Here is a 17,700-nt window from a genome sequence, read left to right on the forward strand (position 1 = left end):
TCAAAAAATTTCAGGTGTGCCTTATAAAGACACACCTATCGTATTACAGTTCCAAATCTTCTTCATCATCTTGTACAAATTCCATTTGGGCTAAAAAATCATCAATGTTTACCGCAGGTTTAACTCTCGCAATTACCATATTGTCCATCTCTTTGTAAGAGAAATATTCCGGTTCTTTGAAGCGTTCTGTATATTGTGCCACCTGCTCATCAGTTAGAGAAATGTCTTCACCATAACCATTATCACCACAGATAAAAAAAGTACCGGCAATAACATCCCCATTATCAATTCTACGGTTACCGGTCAAACCCAATAGTTTTCCTTCTTCATTACAATAAATGTGAGCATCATCTGTTAAATATGAGTACTCAATGGGACCACCTACCACAGCTTGCATAGCCCTAAAATCATTTTCTATATCTTTCACATAAGGCTGTTTTTGTGGCTCAACAATGAGTATTCGGATTAAGTTATTATTATCGTTCATTCAAAATCCTCCTTTATTGCTTTGGGGCAATATGCCAATCATCATATAATGATCCTGAAATATTCACATAATCGCTCAAATTCATGGATAACATTCCGGCAGGTGTCCATGCATCCTGAGCATAGGTGTAGACTCTATATTGTCCGTTTGGATACCACACAGGGCTGAAATGACATCTTTGACGATAGGTGCTATATGGATTCACCTTAAATTCAAACTGTGCCGAATAACCGTTCACAGTACGGTCCAGCAATCTCCAATAGGTTTCATATGAAAATTCGGGAAAACAACTTACCGCCGTTTGTGCACCGGTTATATGGCTGCTCGGCGCAGAAGATGAGAAATTTGTTTGGACCTTGTTATTGATACCATAACCGCTTTTCATGGTTTTATCTGTTGCGGTAGGTGACTTGCTATCAGGTGTAATATTGCTTGATGCTGTCAGACTTGCACTATAAACATCGGTAAAAAAGTCATACCATCCATGATCTTCCCACCAGCCGTTGTCAACCCAATGTCCCCATTCGCCATGATCGCACCAGTCCCAGTCGGAAATCCATACCCAATAGGGATGCCATTTTGCCCACCAGACACTCCATGTTGCATAAGTTTTCTGATTCTTGTTTGGAATGCTTGGTGCTTTAAACCCATCATTTCTGTCTTTTGCGGTTGGATCAGGCGGGGGATTTTTGTCAAGGTCAACAATTTTGGCTTTTATTACGTTTTCACTTAGATAACCTTTGTTTGTACTAACGGTTATCGTTACATTCTGTTCGGTCGATGGTGTCGTCCATTTGCACCATACCAGTTGGCTTTCTCCTTCAGGAATTACAATATTACTCATGGTGTATATATTTCCACCGACATTAAACGTTACCGTTGCAGGACCATCTGGATTGATTTCTTTTGTCGTATTCAGTGTTACAGCAGTAATCACCTGAGTGTTGGTTCTATATTCAATTGACGTATCAACCGGGTCAGTGGGCGAAGCATCTTTATAGCTTACAATTCCTAAACCCAAATAAGTAATAATTGTCGTATTGGATTGCCTTCCAGACGACGAGCCATTCCATGCAGGAAATCCCAAATCAGAACGTTCTAAAAACATAGCCAGTGGCAAGTTTTGATGGGTTAAGCTGACCATCTTACTCCTCAAACCACCGTTTTGTATCTGATCGTACAAAGCAGCTTCATGAGCTGTCATCCCCATCTGTATTCCTTGATACTTAAAATAGGCAATTGGTTCAAGGAGCAATTTATAATTCCCAGTCGTAAGTTGCTCAAAAGAGATATCAAAATCATTGGCAATCATTCGAGCTGCACCATCGGAACAAAAATAGTTTTTTATTGCTTCAATACTTGCGCTTACACTGCCACTGCTTATAATTCTCGGTAAAGACACAGCTGGACTGTGATATTGATAACTCCCCATAACAGGCGAAAGTTGGCTTCCGTTTCGATAGTGAATCTTTGATTTTTTCCCAAAATGCACTATATTTACTGATGGACTTTGATTTGTATAGTCAATGGGTGTCCCAACAGGCTTTCCTGTTTGTGTATCGATGATGGTAACTCTGACACCATCGTTACCGGGTATCCAGGAGTTTTGACTTGTACCGTTTCCCATCCCACCGCCACCATTATCTATGTTTCCATCCCCTTCTGCAAAAGCTGTTAACGGAGACACAAACAAAAGAACGAAGATTAGAAATATAGAAAATATTTTGCTTTTCATCTTGGCCTCCTTCTAAAATAAAAAGAGGCAAATCTTTACGACTTACCTCTGCTTAAATGCCTATATTCAGTTAATTCATGTTACCAATTTGCTTATTCCAGTCCCCATCCGATTGGCTTTTGATTTCTTGATTTGAACCACTGTTCTTGACCCAGCCAAAACCGGGAACATAGACTTCGCCTTTGCTGTTGGTTTCACCGCCCGTCGGCTTACCCTCTTTGGGTTTAGTAGGCTCTACCGGTTTGACCGTTACGGTAGGTTTTTTGTCCGAATTGGTCAGGTTTGTATCTTTAGGAATAACATGTGGTTTGTCATTATCCACTGCTGTGTCGGGCTTTGCGGGCGGTTGAGGTTTCACAGGGATTTCCGTCAACTGAATATCGTTTGGTTTTAATGTATTTGTGTCCTGTGTCTCTTTCGGAGTAACCTCCTGCACAGTAACAATTGGTTCATTTACTTTATCATTTTGAATTTCGCCCACAGATACAGGATTATTTGTATCCTGCGAGGTGGCCGGTAATTTAGTTTTGTCCGTTCCTTCTCCAAGCACTGCAAATATCCCTACAACGAGCAGAACACACAAAGCAGACAATCCTGCAATTATAAATCCCTTTTTCATTTTAAGGGTTAATTTTTCCATAACAACATACCTCCTTCAAAGGCATAAATCAATATATCAAGTTGTACAGCTTCTTGGCTACATTATACCACCGGACTTGCGTAACGTCCAGTAATAATTACGCACTATGTTTCATATCATTTCTGATGTTTTATCAACATAAATCATATAGGCTCTATCAGAACTTAGGTGTGTAACCGGCTTTGAGTTTCATTTTTATCTGCATCGGCGGTAGATGCCCCCATCCAAAAGATAAGGGCACAGCTATATCAACTGTACCCTCAACGGTGAGCTGGCTGATTCCGTTTATATTTGACGGAGCCAAAGGAGCATTGGTTACACTTACCGACAATCCCGAAACTGCATACTCCAATGTACTGCCGGCATACTTTACATACTTGCCATTTTCTTGTTTCAATCCAAGATTATCCTTGAGCCTTCCGTAAACGTCGCCGGTTGTTATATTTTGATTCCAGGATGTCCCTGAAAGAACATATCCTCCTGAGTACCCTTCACGCAGACCGTTATAAGCTTCATCCCAATTTTCAGTAGCTACATCAATTACTGCTGATTGGACAGCATCTCTTACACCTACAGCCACTATCATCAGTCGCATATACTCAAAGGCAGAACTGGACAAAATAATGATAGCAAGTACAACTGCAATAATTAAAGGTGTAGAACTGCCCGTTTTATCAGATAGGACATTTTTCAGTTTCGTCACTTATGATACACCTCCGATGCACCCGTTGCTTTTGACGTTAATGTGATTGGAAATGAAGCAAATTCGCCAAACAGCCCAATGTTTACGGAAGTGGTCAAAGTAACGGTAAATTCCTCATTGAGTTGAATATTGCCCATTCTCGACCATTGTATTGTAGGGTTTAATCCTGTTTGATTACGAAGTTGTTCCGCTTTGACTGTGGTAGCACTTCCTACGCCACCGGCAATTTCAGCAGTCCTGCAAAGTTCAGTGGCAAATGTATCTAATTGTTGCTTTGCGATAAATACAGGCATAACCTTGACAAAAAGCGCCAAGACCATTGCAATCGCCAAAACCAAAACACATGCATCAACAAAGCTCGCACCTTTTTTATCTTTAAATAACTCGATCAATTGTGACCCTCCTTTCCTTGAACATGAAAAATACAGTTAGAACATCTTGCCGAGTGCATTAATAATCTCATAACCAAGGATGCCAAGATACATGAACAGGAAGCAGCCGAGCATGGTAAATGAATATTTCTTAACCTTTCCAGGCTGTTTCATAGCAATCAATTTCAGCTTTTGAAGTTCCATTTGCTTAAAAGCATGGTTAAGCATTTCAAAATACATGACTCCGTTATCTCCGCGTTTTACAGATATAAGCCCTCGCACAACATCGGACAGCATGGTGCTGCCGATTCGAGATTCCAACCTTGTAAGTGCTGTTTCTTCGTTACCTGATTTCATGTCTGCAATAGTTATTTCAAGTTCCTGTCTGAAACTTTCTCCTGCACTTTTTTGATAGGATTGCAAAATCGCCGGAACATCGCGAGTGGCTTTTAACGACTGTGATACCGTGGAAACAAACCTTGGCAATTCATATTCAATTTCTTCTCTCTTTTGTCGTAAAATTTCATCAGCAAAGCGAAGCTCTTTGAAAAGCACCGCAATAGCCAATAATATGATAACCGGTGCTAAAATTGGGAGCATGGGTAAAATGGGTATAAGCAAAGCAGCAATCAGCCCTGATTTAACCCAAGCTTTTGCAATATAGGTTTCAGGTGTCAGTTTGATTCCTGCGGACTTTAAAGTAGCAGTCATTTTTCTTTTCTTGTAATCGTCCATCCTTATAAATTTAGAAAACTTGGAAGCCAATTCAAAAATAATGACTTCCATGTTTTTTGTTTGCTTTTTATCCTGCCTTGCAACATTTAAGACTGCTTTGGTTGTTGCTATTCTCGGCAGGTGTAGTGCCTGAGCAAGGATAAAATACATACCACTTGCCAGCAGCAGTCCAGAAGCAGTTAAAATGAAGAATAACATCAAATCTCCCATTCATCTTCCTCCTCGCCATCCTGTTCAAAGCAATACATGCTGTCCAGTTCTAAATCGTCTTTGTTCAACATATCAGCATTGAAGCCCATTATTTCTTCTTTGGCCATCTTTCTATCACTCAAAGGAATTGCGTCATAACTTACATGAGGGGATGGATGGGGAATGCTTCCCCTCTCGGCCATGGAGTGGTAATTGATATTTGCAACGATAATATGGTCTACCACACTGATCTGAAGTGGTGCAAAGATGGATACCAACTTTTCTGTGATATCTCGGTCTTGGATTGAAGGATTTAGGCTTCCCCCAGGGTGATTATGAGCTAAAATGATTGATTTGCAGTCACAGTCAAGAGCAGCCTTTAGAATCATCCTTGGATAAACAACTGCTTCTCCAATACTTCCCTCAGAAAATGTTCTTGTTTCGATGATGTTGTTGCCGCTATCTAAAAAGGCTGCCATGAACTTCTCTCTGTCTTTAATTCCGCCCAATAAAGAAACAAAATACTCCCCTGCTACCGTAGAAGAGTTTAATACAATCTTGTTCTCCTTCTCCTGTAATTTGAGAAGTTTATAGGTAGATATAAACTCATTTAAGACATAGATCTTTTCAAGCTGCTGTTTGTTAGGCTCAATAATGTTGGGGTGTTCCAAAACATTAAAGAGATTGTTCTCGGCTGCATATTTTTTGAGTTTACTTTCAGAAATCCCTGTAAGCCTTGTCAAACCTTTAATGAAACTGGATGCATAAGCCTCATCATACTTTTTCTTCACTGCTTTGCACCACCTTCCGTGCTGTCAATCTTCTGTGTTCTTATTTCATCTATCAGTACCTCCGGCATTACCTCTTCGCCCATACCAAACAGCACGAGTCTAACAGCATTCAACTTTTCAAAGACATCTGCTGAAAAATCAAAGGTTTCAAGGTTCTTGAAAAATCCCCCTGCTCCATAGTACTGGATGCACCTGCTGATTTGTTCTGTAATGTCCGAATCAACTTCAAAGAGCTTCCCTAATAGTTGGGAAGCCCTTTCATAATCTTTCTGTTTAATTGTTTTATCTTGTAACATGGTAAAAACTCCTTTCTTGCTTATATTTGCGCTAAGTAATCTGTGGTTTTGATTTGATACTACCTCTTATACTCGATTGGTTTGGTAAGCCTGATTACTGCGGCAAAAGAAATAAGTATTGCGAAAGCACATATAGCCAATATTCCCTTACCAAGTGCCGTATTCATGAGTACCGAATACCAGTCTCTGTTTAAGAAATAAATAAGCGGAATATTTGCCACCAAAAGCAGAGCCATTGTGATAAACTCTTTCAACGGTTCATACATCAGATAATCCAGCTCTGCTGAAACAATTCGCATATCAGAGAGCTTTGAGATGATTGGTGACAATGTAGTTTTTAGTGTTTTGTCCTCCTGGCAGGCAATCATGGCATCTACCCACTCACTAAAAACATAATGGTTCAGCTTTGGTTTCATATCAGAAAGAGCCTGCTTCACATTAACATTAATCATTTTTGCCTGTGTCAAGAATGATTGAAAAACATTGGAGATTGGTGGATTCAGATAGGTGATATTCTCCTGAACAGCAGTAATAATACTCTCATTTCTCAAATAGCTTGTGGTAATTATTGATAGAGCTGTTTCCATTTCTGCATTCATCTGCTTTTTGTAGGAATGAGAAGTAAAAATTAAATACCAAAAAGGGACAAGAGCCAGCCCAATTGAAGCAACAGGAACCATTAGAAAGTTATCCATGAGAACAGAAGCAAATAACCCTATTACCATGAGAAAAAAGGATAACGCACATATTGCTCCGAATTTGCCCTCCTTGCCCATGAGGGATAAAACCTCTTTGGCATCTCTTACAGTTTTTCTGATTCCCTTAACAGGCTTTGGATTTTTTATTGCTTCAATTCTCTTTCCAATCGGTGTTTTGCGGTTCTGAAAGGGTTTTACAATATTTTCGGCAAACTCAAAAGGCGATAAATTTAAAATCAAAAAAAATCCTGCAATCAGACCTACAAAGGCAATTAAAATAAATAATGTCATGCTACATCAGCTCCTTCTGTGATTTTTTCAAGCAGACTCACAGGCATACCGTTTTCAAGAAGTCGCTTTTGCAGACTTTGCGATATATTGCCGACCTTCTGATATTTACCCTTAATCTGCACCTTGCCATCCACAACTGTATTTTCAGTGATATGGTAACGAAAAAGAGTGTGAATTTTGCGTGTCCCGTCTTCGCAAATCTCACACTCTGTTATTTCCATGACTTTACGGCTGTTATCCTCTAACTTCTTAATAAACATGACCAGCGGAAAGGCCTCAGTCACAAGGTTATATAAGGTCTTATCATTGATATCATATTTCTGGGTACACAGTGTTACCATACGATGATATGTTGCGGTACAACTGTTTGCATGGGTTGTAGTAATAACGGCATGACCGGTTCGAGCTGCTTCCTGGGCTGCAAAAGCTTCTGCCGATTTCATCTCACCGACGCAGATAACATCAGGGTTACAAGTAAGGGCATACTCCAGAAGTTTTTCCTGGTCAATATTCTGCTTGGGGTCTTCCGAATATCGGGTGACGGTATGCACCACATTGTTGATGACGTTACCCCTTTCATCCTCTTTTACAAGGTCAAATTCTCGACAGCCATTCTCAATGGTAAAGATACGTTTTTCATCGGGAACGGTAGATAAAAGCCAGCTCATCAAAGTGGTTTTGCCTGAACCCGTACTACCGGTTACACACATTGACAACCCATATCTCAAACAGGTACTTAAAAAGTCCAACATTTGTGCTGTGGCCGTATTATTTTTTATAAAATCATTTCTCCTCAGTTTTTGAGGATTAACAATACGGATTGAAGCAGCCACACCCTTATCTGCATCAGTGATAGGGTTTCCCAAAACAGTAATACGGATTTTGTTGGAAAGATGCCCCACCACACCGGGCTGTGAGTTATCAAGTATCATACCCGATTTGTGAAGTAATCTGCGGACTACATCAACGGCGTGTTCAGGACTGCTAAACTTCTCAGTGGAAGGGAGAACCCTTCCATCTGAATAAGTTATCTTGACATCTTTCCAACTGTTGATATTGATCTCCTCAATATTGGTTGCAAAAAGATATTGGGTTAGAAAAGAGAACTCTGCCATCTCTGTATACAGGCGTTCAACGAGTTCTTCTCCATCCATGCCTTCTACGCCCAATCTGTAATCCGTAAGGTATTTTGCAATAAATGCTGTTATTTGTTGTTTCTGTTCTGCCGGGTTATTTGCAATCATGGTAGCATATTTACTTGATAAGTATTCCTGTATTTCCTTTAGAACCTCAGAGAATCCCTTTTTGTTTTTGGCTACATTATAGAACAGGCCGATGTTTCTACTCATCGCCAAACACCTCCTTTACGATTACCTTTAAGACCATGTCATATGCTTTTGCAGCTTTCCCAGGTATACTATCAAAAAGTGTGAGAGAAGAATTTTGTTCATCAATGGCTTGTACATAGGGCAAAGTATAGGAAACACCGCCAAAAGCATTCTTATATTCTTCGCCATCCTGCAACGGCCTTACATTTGAAAGCACTTTAATATGTTTGTCTACATTGAATTTAGGCTCACTAAGCAGTGGCAATACGGACCTGAAATAGGACACGCTTTTCAAATCACAGCTTCCAATCCTTAATACTCCATCAGCCACTTCCAAGGCTACTGTTGAAATAATACTTTCAGTTAGCATACTGGAACAATCTATAACCACATAATCAGCAATATGGCGAAGAAGGACCAACAGATCAACTGCTCGGTCTTTCTTGTACTCAGCATAGGAAAATGGATTTTCTCCGGCCTTGTACCCCAGCAAACTAATATAAGGATTCTTATCAAAAGAAACACAGTTTCTTAAAATGACTTCCTGTGTAATGTTAGGAGCTGTCAATACCTCACCGATTGAAACATCAATCGGCGTTTTGGATTTAAAAATTGTGGGTAGTGTGGGACAAATATCATCACACAGCAGGAGCAGCACATTTTTCTTTTGATCTGCAAGCTCTTTTGCCAGTTTTATGGCACTAACCGTTTTCCCACTTCCTGGACTCCCCCATACTGTTAACAATTGTTTTCCTTTATTCGGCATCAGCGTTACCCTCCTCTTTCTGCTCATTCTGTTTGACGTTTGTAACTGTGTTTGGGGTGCCCTCCTTTTTCTCAAAGAGTTTGTCCTGTTCAGCTAAAAACTTGTTGGCATTTTCGTTAGTACCACGGTAAACCAAGGTGGCATGAACGTTTCCTTTCTGCTCAAGGTCTGCAAGTATCTTAGCCTGTTCTGTATTGACAAGCAAAGTTATAGTCGCCGGCAATTTCTTTTCTTCGTTTTCACCGCTGGTTTCTTTTTGTGGCACATATTCCTTATCATCACCTGTTTCTGCGGTTGCTGCCAGAACTTTTACATATTGAAGTTCAGGTGGAATAGTTGCTTTTCCCAAGTTATCGTAATTTGCAGATATAAGGGTTACGATATCACCGGCTTCCAATTTGCCTGACAAACCAGCAGCAAAAGACTTGATGGTAATGGACATAGCAACCTTTGTCCCATCCAAGTCATTTAAGTATTCAAACTCAGCAAGTGGCTTTTCAGATAGTTTTGAAACAAGGATATAGTCACCTTTTTGCAAATCAGCATTGATATATTTTCCGACGGCACTATCTTTACTCTTAATAACGTTGTCCGGAAGGTTATATGCCCCCACTTTCACGATTTCCAGCTTGTCAGCAGTAAGCACTTCACCTTTTTTCACTGTCGATGATACTCTGACAATTTCCGTTTGTGCACGCAATCCACTGTTAAACAAAGGCGTAAGCCCAAAGCAGATGACAAGAGAAAGGAAAATACATACCAGTCCGATGACTGTTCGGTTTTTAAAAATATTCAAATTCATATTCAATAGCCCTCCTGTTTTTTAATTGATTGCACTTACTAAAAGTGCCAAGTATGAAAAAATACCTCCTACACAGAAAAAAGGTGCAAGAGGTAATGCGATTGAGTTTAGCTTTTTACTTTCACTCGAAAGTCTTATACATAGTCCTGCTATCATAGCAAGAACAAGAGAAATAATGCTTTGCATAGCCCCAAGGGGTGCACCCAGCACAAAACCACAAGAAGCCATCAACTTTATATCACCACCACCAATTGAAAAGCCGTCATCCCTGTGTATCAGGATTGCCGCAAGAAAATACGGCAGTCCTGTCATAACAAGTCCTGAAAGTGCATCCCAAGTATCAATTGCCAATAATCCTGTTATCATTATGAGTAACGAAATAGCATCTGGAATTTCACGCTTTCGTATGTCCCACACAGCAGCTAAGACAAGTAGCAAGGCAAACAATCCACCTTTTATTATCAGAATCAGCATTGTTCTAATTCTTCCTCTATTTCTTGGGGAATCTCCTGTTCTTCGTTTTCGTACTCGGCATAGTAGTCCTCCATAATGGCAGGAAGTTTACCGTTAAAATGATAATTATGAATTGTCAGTTCATGCTCCTGCGTGTCAATCAAACTATTCATGCTGTCACGAAGCATATCCATATAGGAGTAATCGCTGTGCTGCCATTCGGTATAAATGCAGTCCAATGGGTTTTGCATGGTAAGCAGGATATTGATTTGCTTCTTGTCCAAATCGTGATATTCAAGCAAAGACAAAATATCTGCTTTCATCACAATCTCATAAGCCGCATCAATGATTTGCTGTGGTGTTTTTCCTTTCAGATTTTCAAGAAATTCCGCATATTCGTTGCTTGCTCTTTCATAAAGCTGACGATCTCTGTCATCATAGTCCAATTGCTCAAGAAAACGATGAGTTACTTCATAGAAGTCATTTCGCTCTAATTTCACGGTTTCAAAATCAAGTTCTTCCCAATAGTCAAGCATACGGTCCAAAATGTTATCCAGTTTTTCAATCAGTCCTGCCATTCTTTCCGTCAGTGGCGTATTATATAAGGCATTTCTAAAAGCAGTTTTTACTTGCAAATCATTAAAGAATATATCGTCGCGCTTTGCTACGGAGACTGATTCTTCAAACATTTTCAGTTCCTCATCAATTCTTTTAATAAGTCCTTCCTTATCTGCCACAACCATCATCCTCCATTTCCCGTTTAACTTCCAATATTTTCATCCCAAGTGCAAAAACCACTGTAACCGTTACTGAGTTTCCTGCTTGTTTATACAGTTGATTATCAGAGTTGATTGTCCTTGCTTTATCAAACATCTCATCAGAAAATCCCTGCAATCGCCAGCATTCTCTCGGTGTTAATCTGCGGATACGGCCACAGCCAATAAAAGCCGTTCCTTGGTTGCATCCGGTTTCCAGCGTTTGTGCCACACCTTTGCCTATTCGCCCTCGTCTTGTTTTGCTATTAGGAAAAGCAAAGTTGATGGTGTCACCGCATCCGGCTTCTGCATACCCCAGTTTTGTCGCTTCCTTGATTCTGATTCTTTTTTGGCAATTCTCACAATCACAGAGCATAACACCGTGGCGGTCTTGTGCTGTCAAAGTAAAACTCGGTTCACCGCAAGGTTTAAAGCGAGGACCGTTTTGCCTTTTTTCTATTCGGTTCGGAGTCAGGACAGCTCTCGCACATGCATAATAAACGCCGGAATTATCAGCCCCTCGGTTGGTAATTCCGGCGTTATATCTCGCTTTTATACAGCGAGCCGTGTCGGTTATTTTACTATTTTTGTTTAGGTCAATGAAATACAACCCTGTTTTTCCACCCCAGCCACCGCTTTGAGCTGAAAGGGTTACACTTGTACCTTCGGGACTGTATACTCTCTGTCCCTGCATTCCTCCAATGAGTTGGATAAGAGTTTTTCCGTCGCTTCCGGTGAGAGGAAATATTTTTCCGGGACTTTTGTTTCCAGAATGTCTATAAGCGACAATGTAGATCCGTTCTCGATTTTGTGGGACTCCGTAATTGCGTGAATTAAGAAGTCCGTACTGACAATCATAGCCGAGTGTGGCCAGCGTATAGAGAATGGTTGTAAAGTCCCATCCTCGATTAACGGATAACAGATTTTTAACATTTTCAAAGATAATCCATTGGGGTTTATCTTCGGCATTTTTGCCCTGGATGAGTCTAACAACTTCAAAAAAGAGTCCGCTTCGCTTTCCGTTAAGCCCTCGCTGGCTGCCTGCGACCGAAATATCCTGACAAGGAAATCCGGCAGTCCAGATGTCGGCTCTTGGAATTTCTTCTGGTCTGACTGCTGTGATATCTTTTGCAAACCATTCATCCTCCTTTACATCAAAAATTGCCCGGTAGCTTTGATCGGCAAATTTATCTATTTCGCAATGTCCGATACATCTCATCCCACAAGCTTCCAAGCCTGCCCGAAAACCGCCAATTCCACTGAAAAAATCAATGAAGGTCATTTCCATAGGCAAATCACACTTCTTGTCCCAATAGTACGGCTCATTATTTATTCATCCTCCATTCATCTCCATAAGCATATGGATAATATTTTTGGCTTCTCGCAAATCGCACCATGTTTTGAACCTGATCTACTACCGAAAGATTTGTCTGGTCTTTTGTTGTCATCATGACAGAACCGATAATCCCCGTAAGGATACAAATTACAGCAGGTGTAACATTATGCGAAAGTATCCATATAAAAAGAGCAACAACTCCTGCACCGATTGATCCAACAATAGATTGCAGAAGTTGTTTTCTTCCAAATCCGGGAAAAATCTCGGTTTCGGTTTTTACTCCCATAGGTATATATAGCTTTTCATCCATTTTCATCCTCCCTTAAGCATAGTAATAAAGCACCAAGTCTTTGATCTGCCAAATGCTTTCGGCAATAATATAGAAAACTACGGTGTTTTTGGCTCGTTTCTTATACTGGGCAGCTTCCTCCTCAGCAGCAGATAAGCGCACCATACAATAAATAAATCTTGCCGCTGCACCTATTCGTACCAGGCTGATGATTGCATTTGAAATGTCATCCATTGTCACCACTGATTAGTCACCGCCTTTCATATAGATATTGTAGTTTGTATGTCACCATTTAACATCTTTACCACTTCTATTTGGCCAGGTTTTTCGCCATACCGACAAGCCTTACGCTGTGATATACATTATTAATTACACCGGTTCCGCCACCACCGGTTGTGATGAGAAAATCTTGCAGGAATCTCGGTGTCCTGATTGCCAATACCATACAAGCAACTCCCCAAAAGATATGCATATTCAGCATCAGTCCTACGCCTAATTTTGCAAGAGATATTTGTATTACAACAGCAAGTGTTGACTGAAAAAACTTATTGATATATGTTTTAAAAACACCTTTATCATTGTCAAGAAGTCCAACACAGGCTAAAGGTACGCCGATCCTCAAAATCAATATTTCCAGTCCCCTCATAAGGAACTGGAAATACAGCATGAAGTAGCAGATAATAAAAATCAGCCCGAAAATTGCTGTTACTATCCCTAATGAAGAAATACCATTTACCCATGCCTGCCAATCGTAGCTTGTTGCTGCTCTAATAGCTATCAAGAGTTTATTGGTCATATCCTCCACTATACTGCCAAGCCATCCATAGATGGTAGGAAAGCATATCGCAACAGCTAACGCCCTAAAAAAATTGGTGAGCAGATATAGAGGTTCTTCATCAGCATCACCGTCTGTCCACATTACATAAGTTTCAAAGCCTTTTTTGAGAAACTTTAAGATAATCAAAGAAATACCAAATCCAAATATAATGTCAAACAGAGTTTCTGCAAGATTTACACCGGATACAACAGTCATATATTGTTCGGCATACAATGTCATAGGCACTATATCGGTTAAGAGATTGTTGATATAGGCTATAGAGCCGTTGAGCAAAGCAACGATTAGCATTACTAAAATGACTTCCAAATTTCAATCACTCCTTTCCAGGGGAGTACCTGAATGATACCCCCAAAGAAATTTCGTATCTGCTATTCGTGCTTTTCGTTATTGCTATCTGTTGATGTAATAACCGCTTGATAGGCTTCCAATACGCTTTTTTCTATCTGCTCTCTTACATTGGATTTGATCGGATGGCATATTTCAACATAACTTCCGTCTTTAATCTTGCCGCTTGGCATGGATACAAAAAGCCCCTTTGCTCCATTTACCAGCCGCACGTTTTTGATGATAAAACCTTCATCAATAATTAGATTTACAACTGCTTTCAACTTACCGTTGTCCTTGAATGTCTTTTTGATTTCTGTTTTGATGTTCATCATAAAATCCTCCTGATTTTTTGTTTAAAAAAGCATTGGCGGTGCCGTTTGCACCGCCAATGCTTTTGATTGAGTCGTTTAGCCCTTGTAGTTAAACATCTCTTTGATGCGTTCTGTGATTGTCGGCAGCACTGTACCGTTTATAATAAGATACAGTCCGGCAAGAATGAGTGCCCCAAGCACAATGGAAATAAGGACGGTAATTGCAACATCGAGTGTGCCCTGCCCTTCACGATTTGCAAGTGCTCTCTTGGCTCTGCCAAAGATTTGATTGACTGTTGATTTTACATTGCCAACAGTTGCCATAGCTTTGATTTCCGCATTTCTTAGAATGTTTTTCATTGAATAAATCCTCCTTTAAAATATGAATTAGTAAAAATAAGACTGTTCTTATACAGTCTGTAAAACGTTTTTAGAATTACTTATAATATCCAACGATGAGATTAAGTGTTGCCGAACCGAGTACCGCACCGATACAGGAAACAATAGCAACGACAATACGGTTATTCCACTTTTTCTGATCCATCTCATCTGCAGCTGATCTGCGGATGAAGAAATAGATAATGAGAAGTCCTGATACTACCGGAGCAAGAACCATTAGCCAGGTAGTAACATCTCCAATCAGTTTTTCAGTTCCTTTGACAATCTGGCTGTCTTTTATGTCGTCGGCATAAGCAGGCATTGTGCTCATAAAAGAAACAGCAAGTGCAACCATTCCTGCACTTGCCGTTTTCCAAAGGTTTTTGCATTTTTTCTTTACGGTTTTGATGTTCACAAATTTGTCCTCCTTTCATTATTCTAAATCAGTTTCATTGTTGGCAAATCCACCATTACCTTTTTGAGCTTGTAATTGCATTTTCCTGATAATATCTTTCTGATAGTAAATCCAGATATTCCATAATGCGATTTCCTCATTCGTGTTAGTGATTGCAGGGCGCTTTTTCTCCCGTTCCTCCCGAAGTCTACGGTTGTGTTCCTTGTCGCCAAGCCCTAACATCCTGTTAAAGTACCACTCTGATAAGTCCGGAGAATACATGATAGCAGGATGCGTACGGGAAGTGACAATCTGATAAGGCCGTATAATACGCCTGACCTCATCTACATTCAAGAGTTTCCGTTCTACTAAACTGATACTATGAGAACTTGATGGAGTGGAATATTTTGTGTGGTTTGACGACAATTGATAACTTGAAACAGTATAAGTACCAAGCTTTTCCGATATCTCACGCAAAGTATCCATATCATCTGCTTGTAGATATACCCAGGTTTGGCAGTTGGCTTTAATGGTGTCCGAGGTATTTTCATCATACTTCTCTTTTAGCTGTGAAAAGGACTGAATAAACAGATTGAAGCGCATACCCCTGCCACCGCCGACTGTCAGCTTATTTGTGAAATCAGTGATGGTTGTAAAGTTTCCGAATTCATCCAAAATGAAATTGACACGCTGCTTTAATCGACCTCCTCTCATATCTGCTAAATTGGCAAGCAATTCATATTGCTGAGATACTATCAGCGAAGCCACCGGGTAAAAAGTGGTTTTTTCATCAGGCAGAATAATAAATAGTGCTTGCTTTTTCTGACCGATGTCCTGCAGCTGAAAATCGCTCTTGTGGGTTATGGCATAAATAGATTTACTCGTAAACAATCGGAGTGTCGTCAAAGCTGAAGTATAAAAGCTTCCCCTCGTCCTGCTTGGTGCAACATCAGAAATAGATAGTAAAGCTTTGGCAGGATGAGCAGGTGGAAGCTTTTTAACATATTCAAGCAGTGGCATTTTATTGCCGATTGTCTTGACCATTTCAGCAATAAACCAATAAACATTGGTAAGGTTCTGATACTCCGGACGATGCTTGTTGTCACATACCACACAGAGTATAGATGCAGCAATAATGGAACATTCACCATTGGTCCAGATCTTTTCACCTTCCGGTTTGCCAACAAGATTATTTGTCAAATCCCATGCGAGCATTTCAGCCTTATCGGCATCACCTGCATTAACAGCATTAATGATTGGCTGTAGTAGATTATAGCGTTGGCTTTTCGAAGGATTTTTAAAATCTAAGACCAGAACCTCATATCCGAGTTTCTTAAGGAACTCAGATGTATAGTCAAACAGCTCAGCCTTTGGATCGCTGACTACAATGGATTCCCCTGCAAGTCCAAGGGTACAGATAGATTGAACTACCAGATTTCGAGACTTACCGGAACGGGTAGCACCAATACATAGCAGATGGCTGTCCTCGCCGACAAAATAGATGCGTTCTTTGTTGCCTTCTTTCTTTACACCGATGACAACACCTCCTTGCTGGGTAATTTCACTCATAGGCATCAACTCCTTTCAACTAACTCAAATCATTGAGAATAAACAGTTATATTAAATCCATGAACTAATATAATCGCTTAGCCTTCTTTTTCTTTCATAAACTCCAATCCATCATAACCAGTCTTAATCAACTCCACGATTTGAGGATGGCTCGGGTCTAGGATAAAGCTGTCAAAGGCTTTATCCTTTTCTTTATCTTTTAGCCACCTTGCGGACCCATGCTGATATTGTCCGACTGGTACTGGGGTTTTTATATCCGGTGTTATCTCTACTAAATCGGATTGGTATGGCCGTAAATTTGTGAAGAAATACATTACAGCCATAACCAAAGCAAATCCCTGTAAACAAAGAAACAGCATCAAATGCTGTCTGCTTATAAATATACTTTTTAAACATTCATTGATTGGCAATAGCTTCAATATAGTCATCTGCCTTGATAGTAACATATGGACAGCGGTGGAAAAAAAGATGTTAATAAACCCTCCAGCCGTGAAAATCATAGAACAGATGATCAACTTCGGTTTTGTTTTCATCTTTCCAAATCCTCACTTTTCTCCTGTTCCAATATAAGCATTTCTGCAAGCTCATTCTTGATCGGCGTATTTTCCAGCCACTTCTTAAGGCTTTCCGGCTTTACTATGCCCAAGAAGTCAGCTCGTTCCCAGCGTGCCTCCCGTCCGTCAAAAAGGTTTTTGGCATATACCGCCTGACCTCTCGCCCCATAAGTACAGCCAAAACCGTTATAAGCAACCCACAAACTATTTTCTGCTGTCCGGCAGTTACTAATCAATGCTTCCGGATTCAGCACCAAAATCTTATTTTCATAGTCATCCCTGTCACTTCCAGTAATACAGTCATCCATACCAAGTGCCTTGCTGCTCTGTCTGATTTTTAACCCCTCCTCAAAATGATGGTCCAGAACATAAATCGTCGGGATATGCAGTTTGGCTGCCAAATCAATTTCACCCTGCATCCCCTGCGATATTTCATCCCCGCACACCCAAATTTCATCGCAGCGCTTTAACAGTTCCAACCCCATTTTTAAGCCCTGTGCCCTCTGTTCTGGAATGGTATCTTGCAGGTAGGCTGTAAAAATCGTATGAGGAGCCAATGGTATTACACCGCATCCGGCAGCATACTCACAGTATCGGTGCGCTTTTTTGATATTTTCTTCAATAGCTCCCCTTAACGGGGAACAGATATATACCAGTTTCAAGC

General features: G+C 40.3%; 24 protein-coding genes. All 24 read right to left on the reverse strand.

Annotated features, from left to right (window positions below; all coding sequences use genetic code 11):
• Nucleotides 1–43 precede the first annotated feature (43 nt).
• The 24 genes from Bccel_RS14515 to Bccel_RS14630 all read right to left on the reverse strand — a co-directional run bounded on the left by Bccel_RS14515 (nt 44) and on the right by Bccel_RS14630 (nt 17,698).
• Complete coding sequence (locus tag Bccel_RS14515) at nt 44–487, reverse strand: DUF3846 domain-containing protein (RefSeq protein ID WP_242853179.1); 444 nt, start codon at nt 485–487, stop codon at nt 44–46.
• Between the two features lie 13 nt (nt 488–500).
• Nucleotides 501–2,222 carry a DUF8193 domain-containing protein gene (locus tag Bccel_RS14520; RefSeq protein WP_036944767.1) on the reverse strand — a complete coding sequence of 574 codons (1,722 nt, stop codon included), beginning with the start codon at nt 2,220–2,222 and terminating at the stop codon, nt 501–503.
• Between the two features lie 70 nt (nt 2,223–2,292).
• Nucleotides 2,293–2,862, reverse strand: coding sequence for a DUF6550 family protein (locus tag Bccel_RS14525; RefSeq protein ID WP_050753486.1), 570 nt, complete (start codon nt 2,860–2,862; stop codon nt 2,293–2,295).
• Between the two features lie 157 nt (nt 2,863–3,019).
• Complete coding sequence (locus tag Bccel_RS14530; RefSeq protein WP_028308398.1) at nt 3,020–3,565, reverse strand: hypothetical protein; 546 nt, start codon at nt 3,563–3,565, stop codon at nt 3,020–3,022.
• Nucleotides 3,562–3,957 (reverse strand): DUF4320 family protein, encoded by a 396-nt coding sequence (locus Bccel_RS14535; RefSeq protein ID WP_028308397.1) that lies wholly within the window; start codon nt 3,955–3,957, stop codon nt 3,562–3,564. The genes Bccel_RS14530 and Bccel_RS14535 overlap by 4 nt, the downstream gene beginning before the upstream one ends.
• 36 nt (nt 3,958–3,993) lie before the next feature.
• A complete protein-coding gene (locus Bccel_RS14540) occupies nt 3,994–4,881 on the reverse strand; it encodes a type II secretion system F family protein (RefSeq protein WP_028308396.1) in 888 nt (295 codons plus the stop codon).
• Complete coding sequence (locus Bccel_RS14545) at nt 4,869–5,651, reverse strand: JAB domain-containing protein (RefSeq protein WP_028308395.1); 783 nt, start codon at nt 5,649–5,651, stop codon at nt 4,869–4,871. The genes Bccel_RS14540 and Bccel_RS14545 overlap by 13 nt, the downstream gene beginning before the upstream one ends.
• Nucleotides 5,648–5,947: a hypothetical protein gene (locus Bccel_RS14550; RefSeq protein WP_028308394.1), complete on the reverse strand. Its 300-nt coding sequence runs from the start codon at nt 5,945–5,947 to the stop codon at nt 5,648–5,650. Before Bccel_RS14550 ends, Bccel_RS14545 begins: the two co-directional genes overlap by 4 nt.
• A 59-nt stretch (nt 5,948–6,006) precedes the next feature.
• Complete coding sequence (locus tag Bccel_RS14555; RefSeq protein ID WP_028308393.1) at nt 6,007–6,936, reverse strand: membrane protein; 930 nt, start codon at nt 6,934–6,936, stop codon at nt 6,007–6,009.
• The gene (locus tag Bccel_RS14560) at nt 6,933–8,285 is read right to left on the reverse strand and encodes a CpaF/VirB11 family protein (protein ID WP_028308392.1); all 1,353 of its coding nucleotides are present in this window, start codon (nt 8,283–8,285) and stop codon (nt 6,933–6,935) included. The genes Bccel_RS14555 and Bccel_RS14560 overlap by 4 nt, the downstream gene beginning before the upstream one ends.
• Complete coding sequence (locus tag Bccel_RS14565) at nt 8,278–9,030, reverse strand: ParA family protein (RefSeq protein ID WP_028308391.1); 753 nt, start codon at nt 9,028–9,030, stop codon at nt 8,278–8,280. Before Bccel_RS14565 ends, Bccel_RS14560 begins: the two co-directional genes overlap by 8 nt.
• Nucleotides 9,020–9,832 carry a Flp pilus assembly protein CpaB gene (cpaB, locus tag Bccel_RS14570; RefSeq protein ID WP_050753487.1) on the reverse strand — a complete coding sequence of 271 codons (813 nt, stop codon included), beginning with the start codon at nt 9,830–9,832 and terminating at the stop codon, nt 9,020–9,022. The genes Bccel_RS14565 and cpaB overlap by 11 nt, the downstream gene beginning before the upstream one ends.
• 21 nt (nt 9,833–9,853) lie before the next feature.
• Complete coding sequence (locus Bccel_RS14575; RefSeq protein ID WP_028308390.1) at nt 9,854–10,306, reverse strand: prepilin peptidase; 453 nt, start codon at nt 10,304–10,306, stop codon at nt 9,854–9,856.
• Nucleotides 10,300–11,022 carry a DUF3848 domain-containing protein gene (locus tag Bccel_RS14580; RefSeq protein WP_028308389.1) on the reverse strand — a complete coding sequence of 241 codons (723 nt, stop codon included), beginning with the start codon at nt 11,020–11,022 and terminating at the stop codon, nt 10,300–10,302. Before Bccel_RS14580 ends, Bccel_RS14575 begins: the two co-directional genes overlap by 7 nt.
• On the reverse strand, nt 11,012–12,328 hold the full coding sequence (locus Bccel_RS14585; protein WP_035269267.1) for a DNA cytosine methyltransferase: 1,317 nt from the start codon (nt 12,326–12,328) through the stop codon (nt 11,012–11,014). The genes Bccel_RS14580 and Bccel_RS14585 overlap by 11 nt, the downstream gene beginning before the upstream one ends.
• Before the next feature lie 37 nt (nt 12,329–12,365).
• Complete coding sequence (locus tag Bccel_RS14590) at nt 12,366–12,686, reverse strand: hypothetical protein (RefSeq protein WP_277995585.1); 321 nt, start codon at nt 12,684–12,686, stop codon at nt 12,366–12,368.
• A gap of 12 nt (nt 12,687–12,698) precedes the next feature.
• Entirely contained in the window at nt 12,699–12,899 is a 201-nt protein-coding gene (locus Bccel_RS14595) for a mercury transporter (protein ID WP_457920574.1), read from the reverse strand.
• Nucleotides 12,900–12,975: 76 nt separating this feature from the next.
• Nucleotides 12,976–13,809, reverse strand: coding sequence for a conjugal transfer protein TrbL family protein (locus tag Bccel_RS14600; protein WP_028308386.1), 834 nt, complete (start codon nt 13,807–13,809; stop codon nt 12,976–12,978).
• A gap of 62 nt (nt 13,810–13,871) precedes the next feature.
• Nucleotides 13,872–14,162: a SpoVG family protein gene (locus tag Bccel_RS14605; RefSeq protein WP_081927265.1), complete on the reverse strand. Its 291-nt coding sequence runs from the start codon at nt 14,160–14,162 to the stop codon at nt 13,872–13,874.
• 75 nt (nt 14,163–14,237) lie between these two features.
• A complete protein-coding gene (locus Bccel_RS14610) occupies nt 14,238–14,501 on the reverse strand; it encodes a DUF6133 family protein (protein WP_036945634.1) in 264 nt (87 codons plus the stop codon).
• A gap of 76 nt (nt 14,502–14,577) precedes the next feature.
• Nucleotides 14,578–14,934, reverse strand: coding sequence for an Mbov_0395 family pilin-like conjugal transfer protein (locus Bccel_RS14615; RefSeq protein WP_028308379.1), 357 nt, complete (start codon nt 14,932–14,934; stop codon nt 14,578–14,580).
• Nucleotides 14,935–14,952: 18 nt separating this feature from the next.
• Nucleotides 14,953–16,482 (reverse strand): VirD4-like conjugal transfer protein, CD1115 family, encoded by a 1,530-nt coding sequence (locus Bccel_RS14620; protein WP_035269261.1) that lies wholly within the window; start codon nt 16,480–16,482, stop codon nt 14,953–14,955.
• Nucleotides 16,483–16,559: 77 nt separating this feature from the next.
• Nucleotides 16,560–17,015 carry a hypothetical protein gene (locus Bccel_RS14625; protein ID WP_028308378.1) on the reverse strand — a complete coding sequence of 152 codons (456 nt, stop codon included), beginning with the start codon at nt 17,013–17,015 and terminating at the stop codon, nt 16,560–16,562.
• On the reverse strand, nt 17,012–17,698 hold the full coding sequence (locus tag Bccel_RS14630; RefSeq protein WP_050753488.1) for a DUF7768 domain-containing protein: 687 nt from the start codon (nt 17,696–17,698) through the stop codon (nt 17,012–17,014). The genes Bccel_RS14625 and Bccel_RS14630 overlap by 4 nt, the downstream gene beginning before the upstream one ends.
• Nucleotides 17,699–17,700 lie beyond the last annotated feature (2 nt).

The sequence above is a fragment of the Pseudobacteroides cellulosolvens ATCC 35603 = DSM 2933 genome (assembly GCF_001262605.1).
GTDB lineage: Bacteria > Bacillota > Clostridia > Acetivibrionales > DSM-2933 > Pseudobacteroides > Pseudobacteroides cellulosolvens.

Bases quoted from the DNA above. Each gene is read 5' to 3' on its own strand.
- Bccel_RS14515 (WP_242853179.1), bottom strand. From the start codon at position 487: ATGAACGATAATAATAACTTAATCCGAATACTCATTGTTGAGCCACAA.
- Bccel_RS14520 (WP_036944767.1), bottom strand. From the start codon at position 2,222: ATGAAAAGCAAAATATTTTCTATATTTCTAATCTTCGTTCTTTTGTTT.
- Bccel_RS14525 (WP_050753486.1), bottom strand. From the start codon at position 2,862: ATGGAAAAATTAACCCTTAAAATGAAAAAGGGATTTATAATTGCAGGA.
- Bccel_RS14540 (WP_028308396.1), bottom strand. From the start codon at position 4,881: ATGGGAGATTTGATGTTATTCTTCATTTTAACTGCTTCTGGACTGCTG.
- Bccel_RS14550 (WP_028308394.1), bottom strand. From the start codon at position 5,947: ATGTTACAAGATAAAACAATTAAACAGAAAGATTATGAAAGGGCTTCC.
- Bccel_RS14555 (WP_028308393.1), bottom strand. From the start codon at position 6,936: ATGACATTATTTATTTTAATTGCCTTTGTAGGTCTGATTGCAGGATTT.
- Bccel_RS14560 (WP_028308392.1), bottom strand. From the start codon at position 8,285: ATGAGTAGAAACATCGGCCTGTTCTATAATGTAGCCAAAAACAAAAAG.
- Bccel_RS14565 (WP_028308391.1), bottom strand. From the start codon at position 9,030: ATGCCGAATAAAGGAAAACAATTGTTAACAGTATGGGGGAGTCCAGGA.
- cpaB (WP_050753487.1), bottom strand. From the start codon at position 9,832: ATGAATTTGAATATTTTTAAAAACCGAACAGTCATCGGACTGGTATGT.
- Bccel_RS14575 (WP_028308390.1), bottom strand. From the start codon at position 10,306: ATGCTGATTCTGATAATAAAAGGTGGATTGTTTGCCTTGCTACTTGTC.
- Bccel_RS14585 (WP_035269267.1), bottom strand. From the start codon at position 12,328: ATGGAAATGACCTTCATTGATTTTTTCAGTGGAATTGGCGGTTTTCGG.
- Bccel_RS14590 (WP_277995585.1), bottom strand. From the start codon at position 12,686: ATGGATGAAAAGCTATATATACCTATGGGAGTAAAAACCGAAACCGAG.
- Bccel_RS14595 (WP_457920574.1), bottom strand. From the start codon at position 12,899: ATGGATGACATTTCAAATGCAATCATCAGCCTGGTACGAATAGGTGCA.
- Bccel_RS14605 (WP_081927265.1), bottom strand. From the start codon at position 14,162: ATGATGAACATCAAAACAGAAATCAAAAAGACATTCAAGGACAACGGT.
- Bccel_RS14610 (WP_036945634.1), bottom strand. From the start codon at position 14,501: ATGAAAAACATTCTAAGAAATGCGGAAATCAAAGCTATGGCAACTGTT.
- Bccel_RS14620 (WP_035269261.1), bottom strand. From the start codon at position 16,482: ATGAGTGAAATTACCCAGCAAGGAGGTGTTGTCATCGGTGTAAAGAAA.
- Bccel_RS14625 (WP_028308378.1), bottom strand. From the start codon at position 17,015: ATGAAAACAAAACCGAAGTTGATCATCTGTTCTATGATTTTCACGGCT.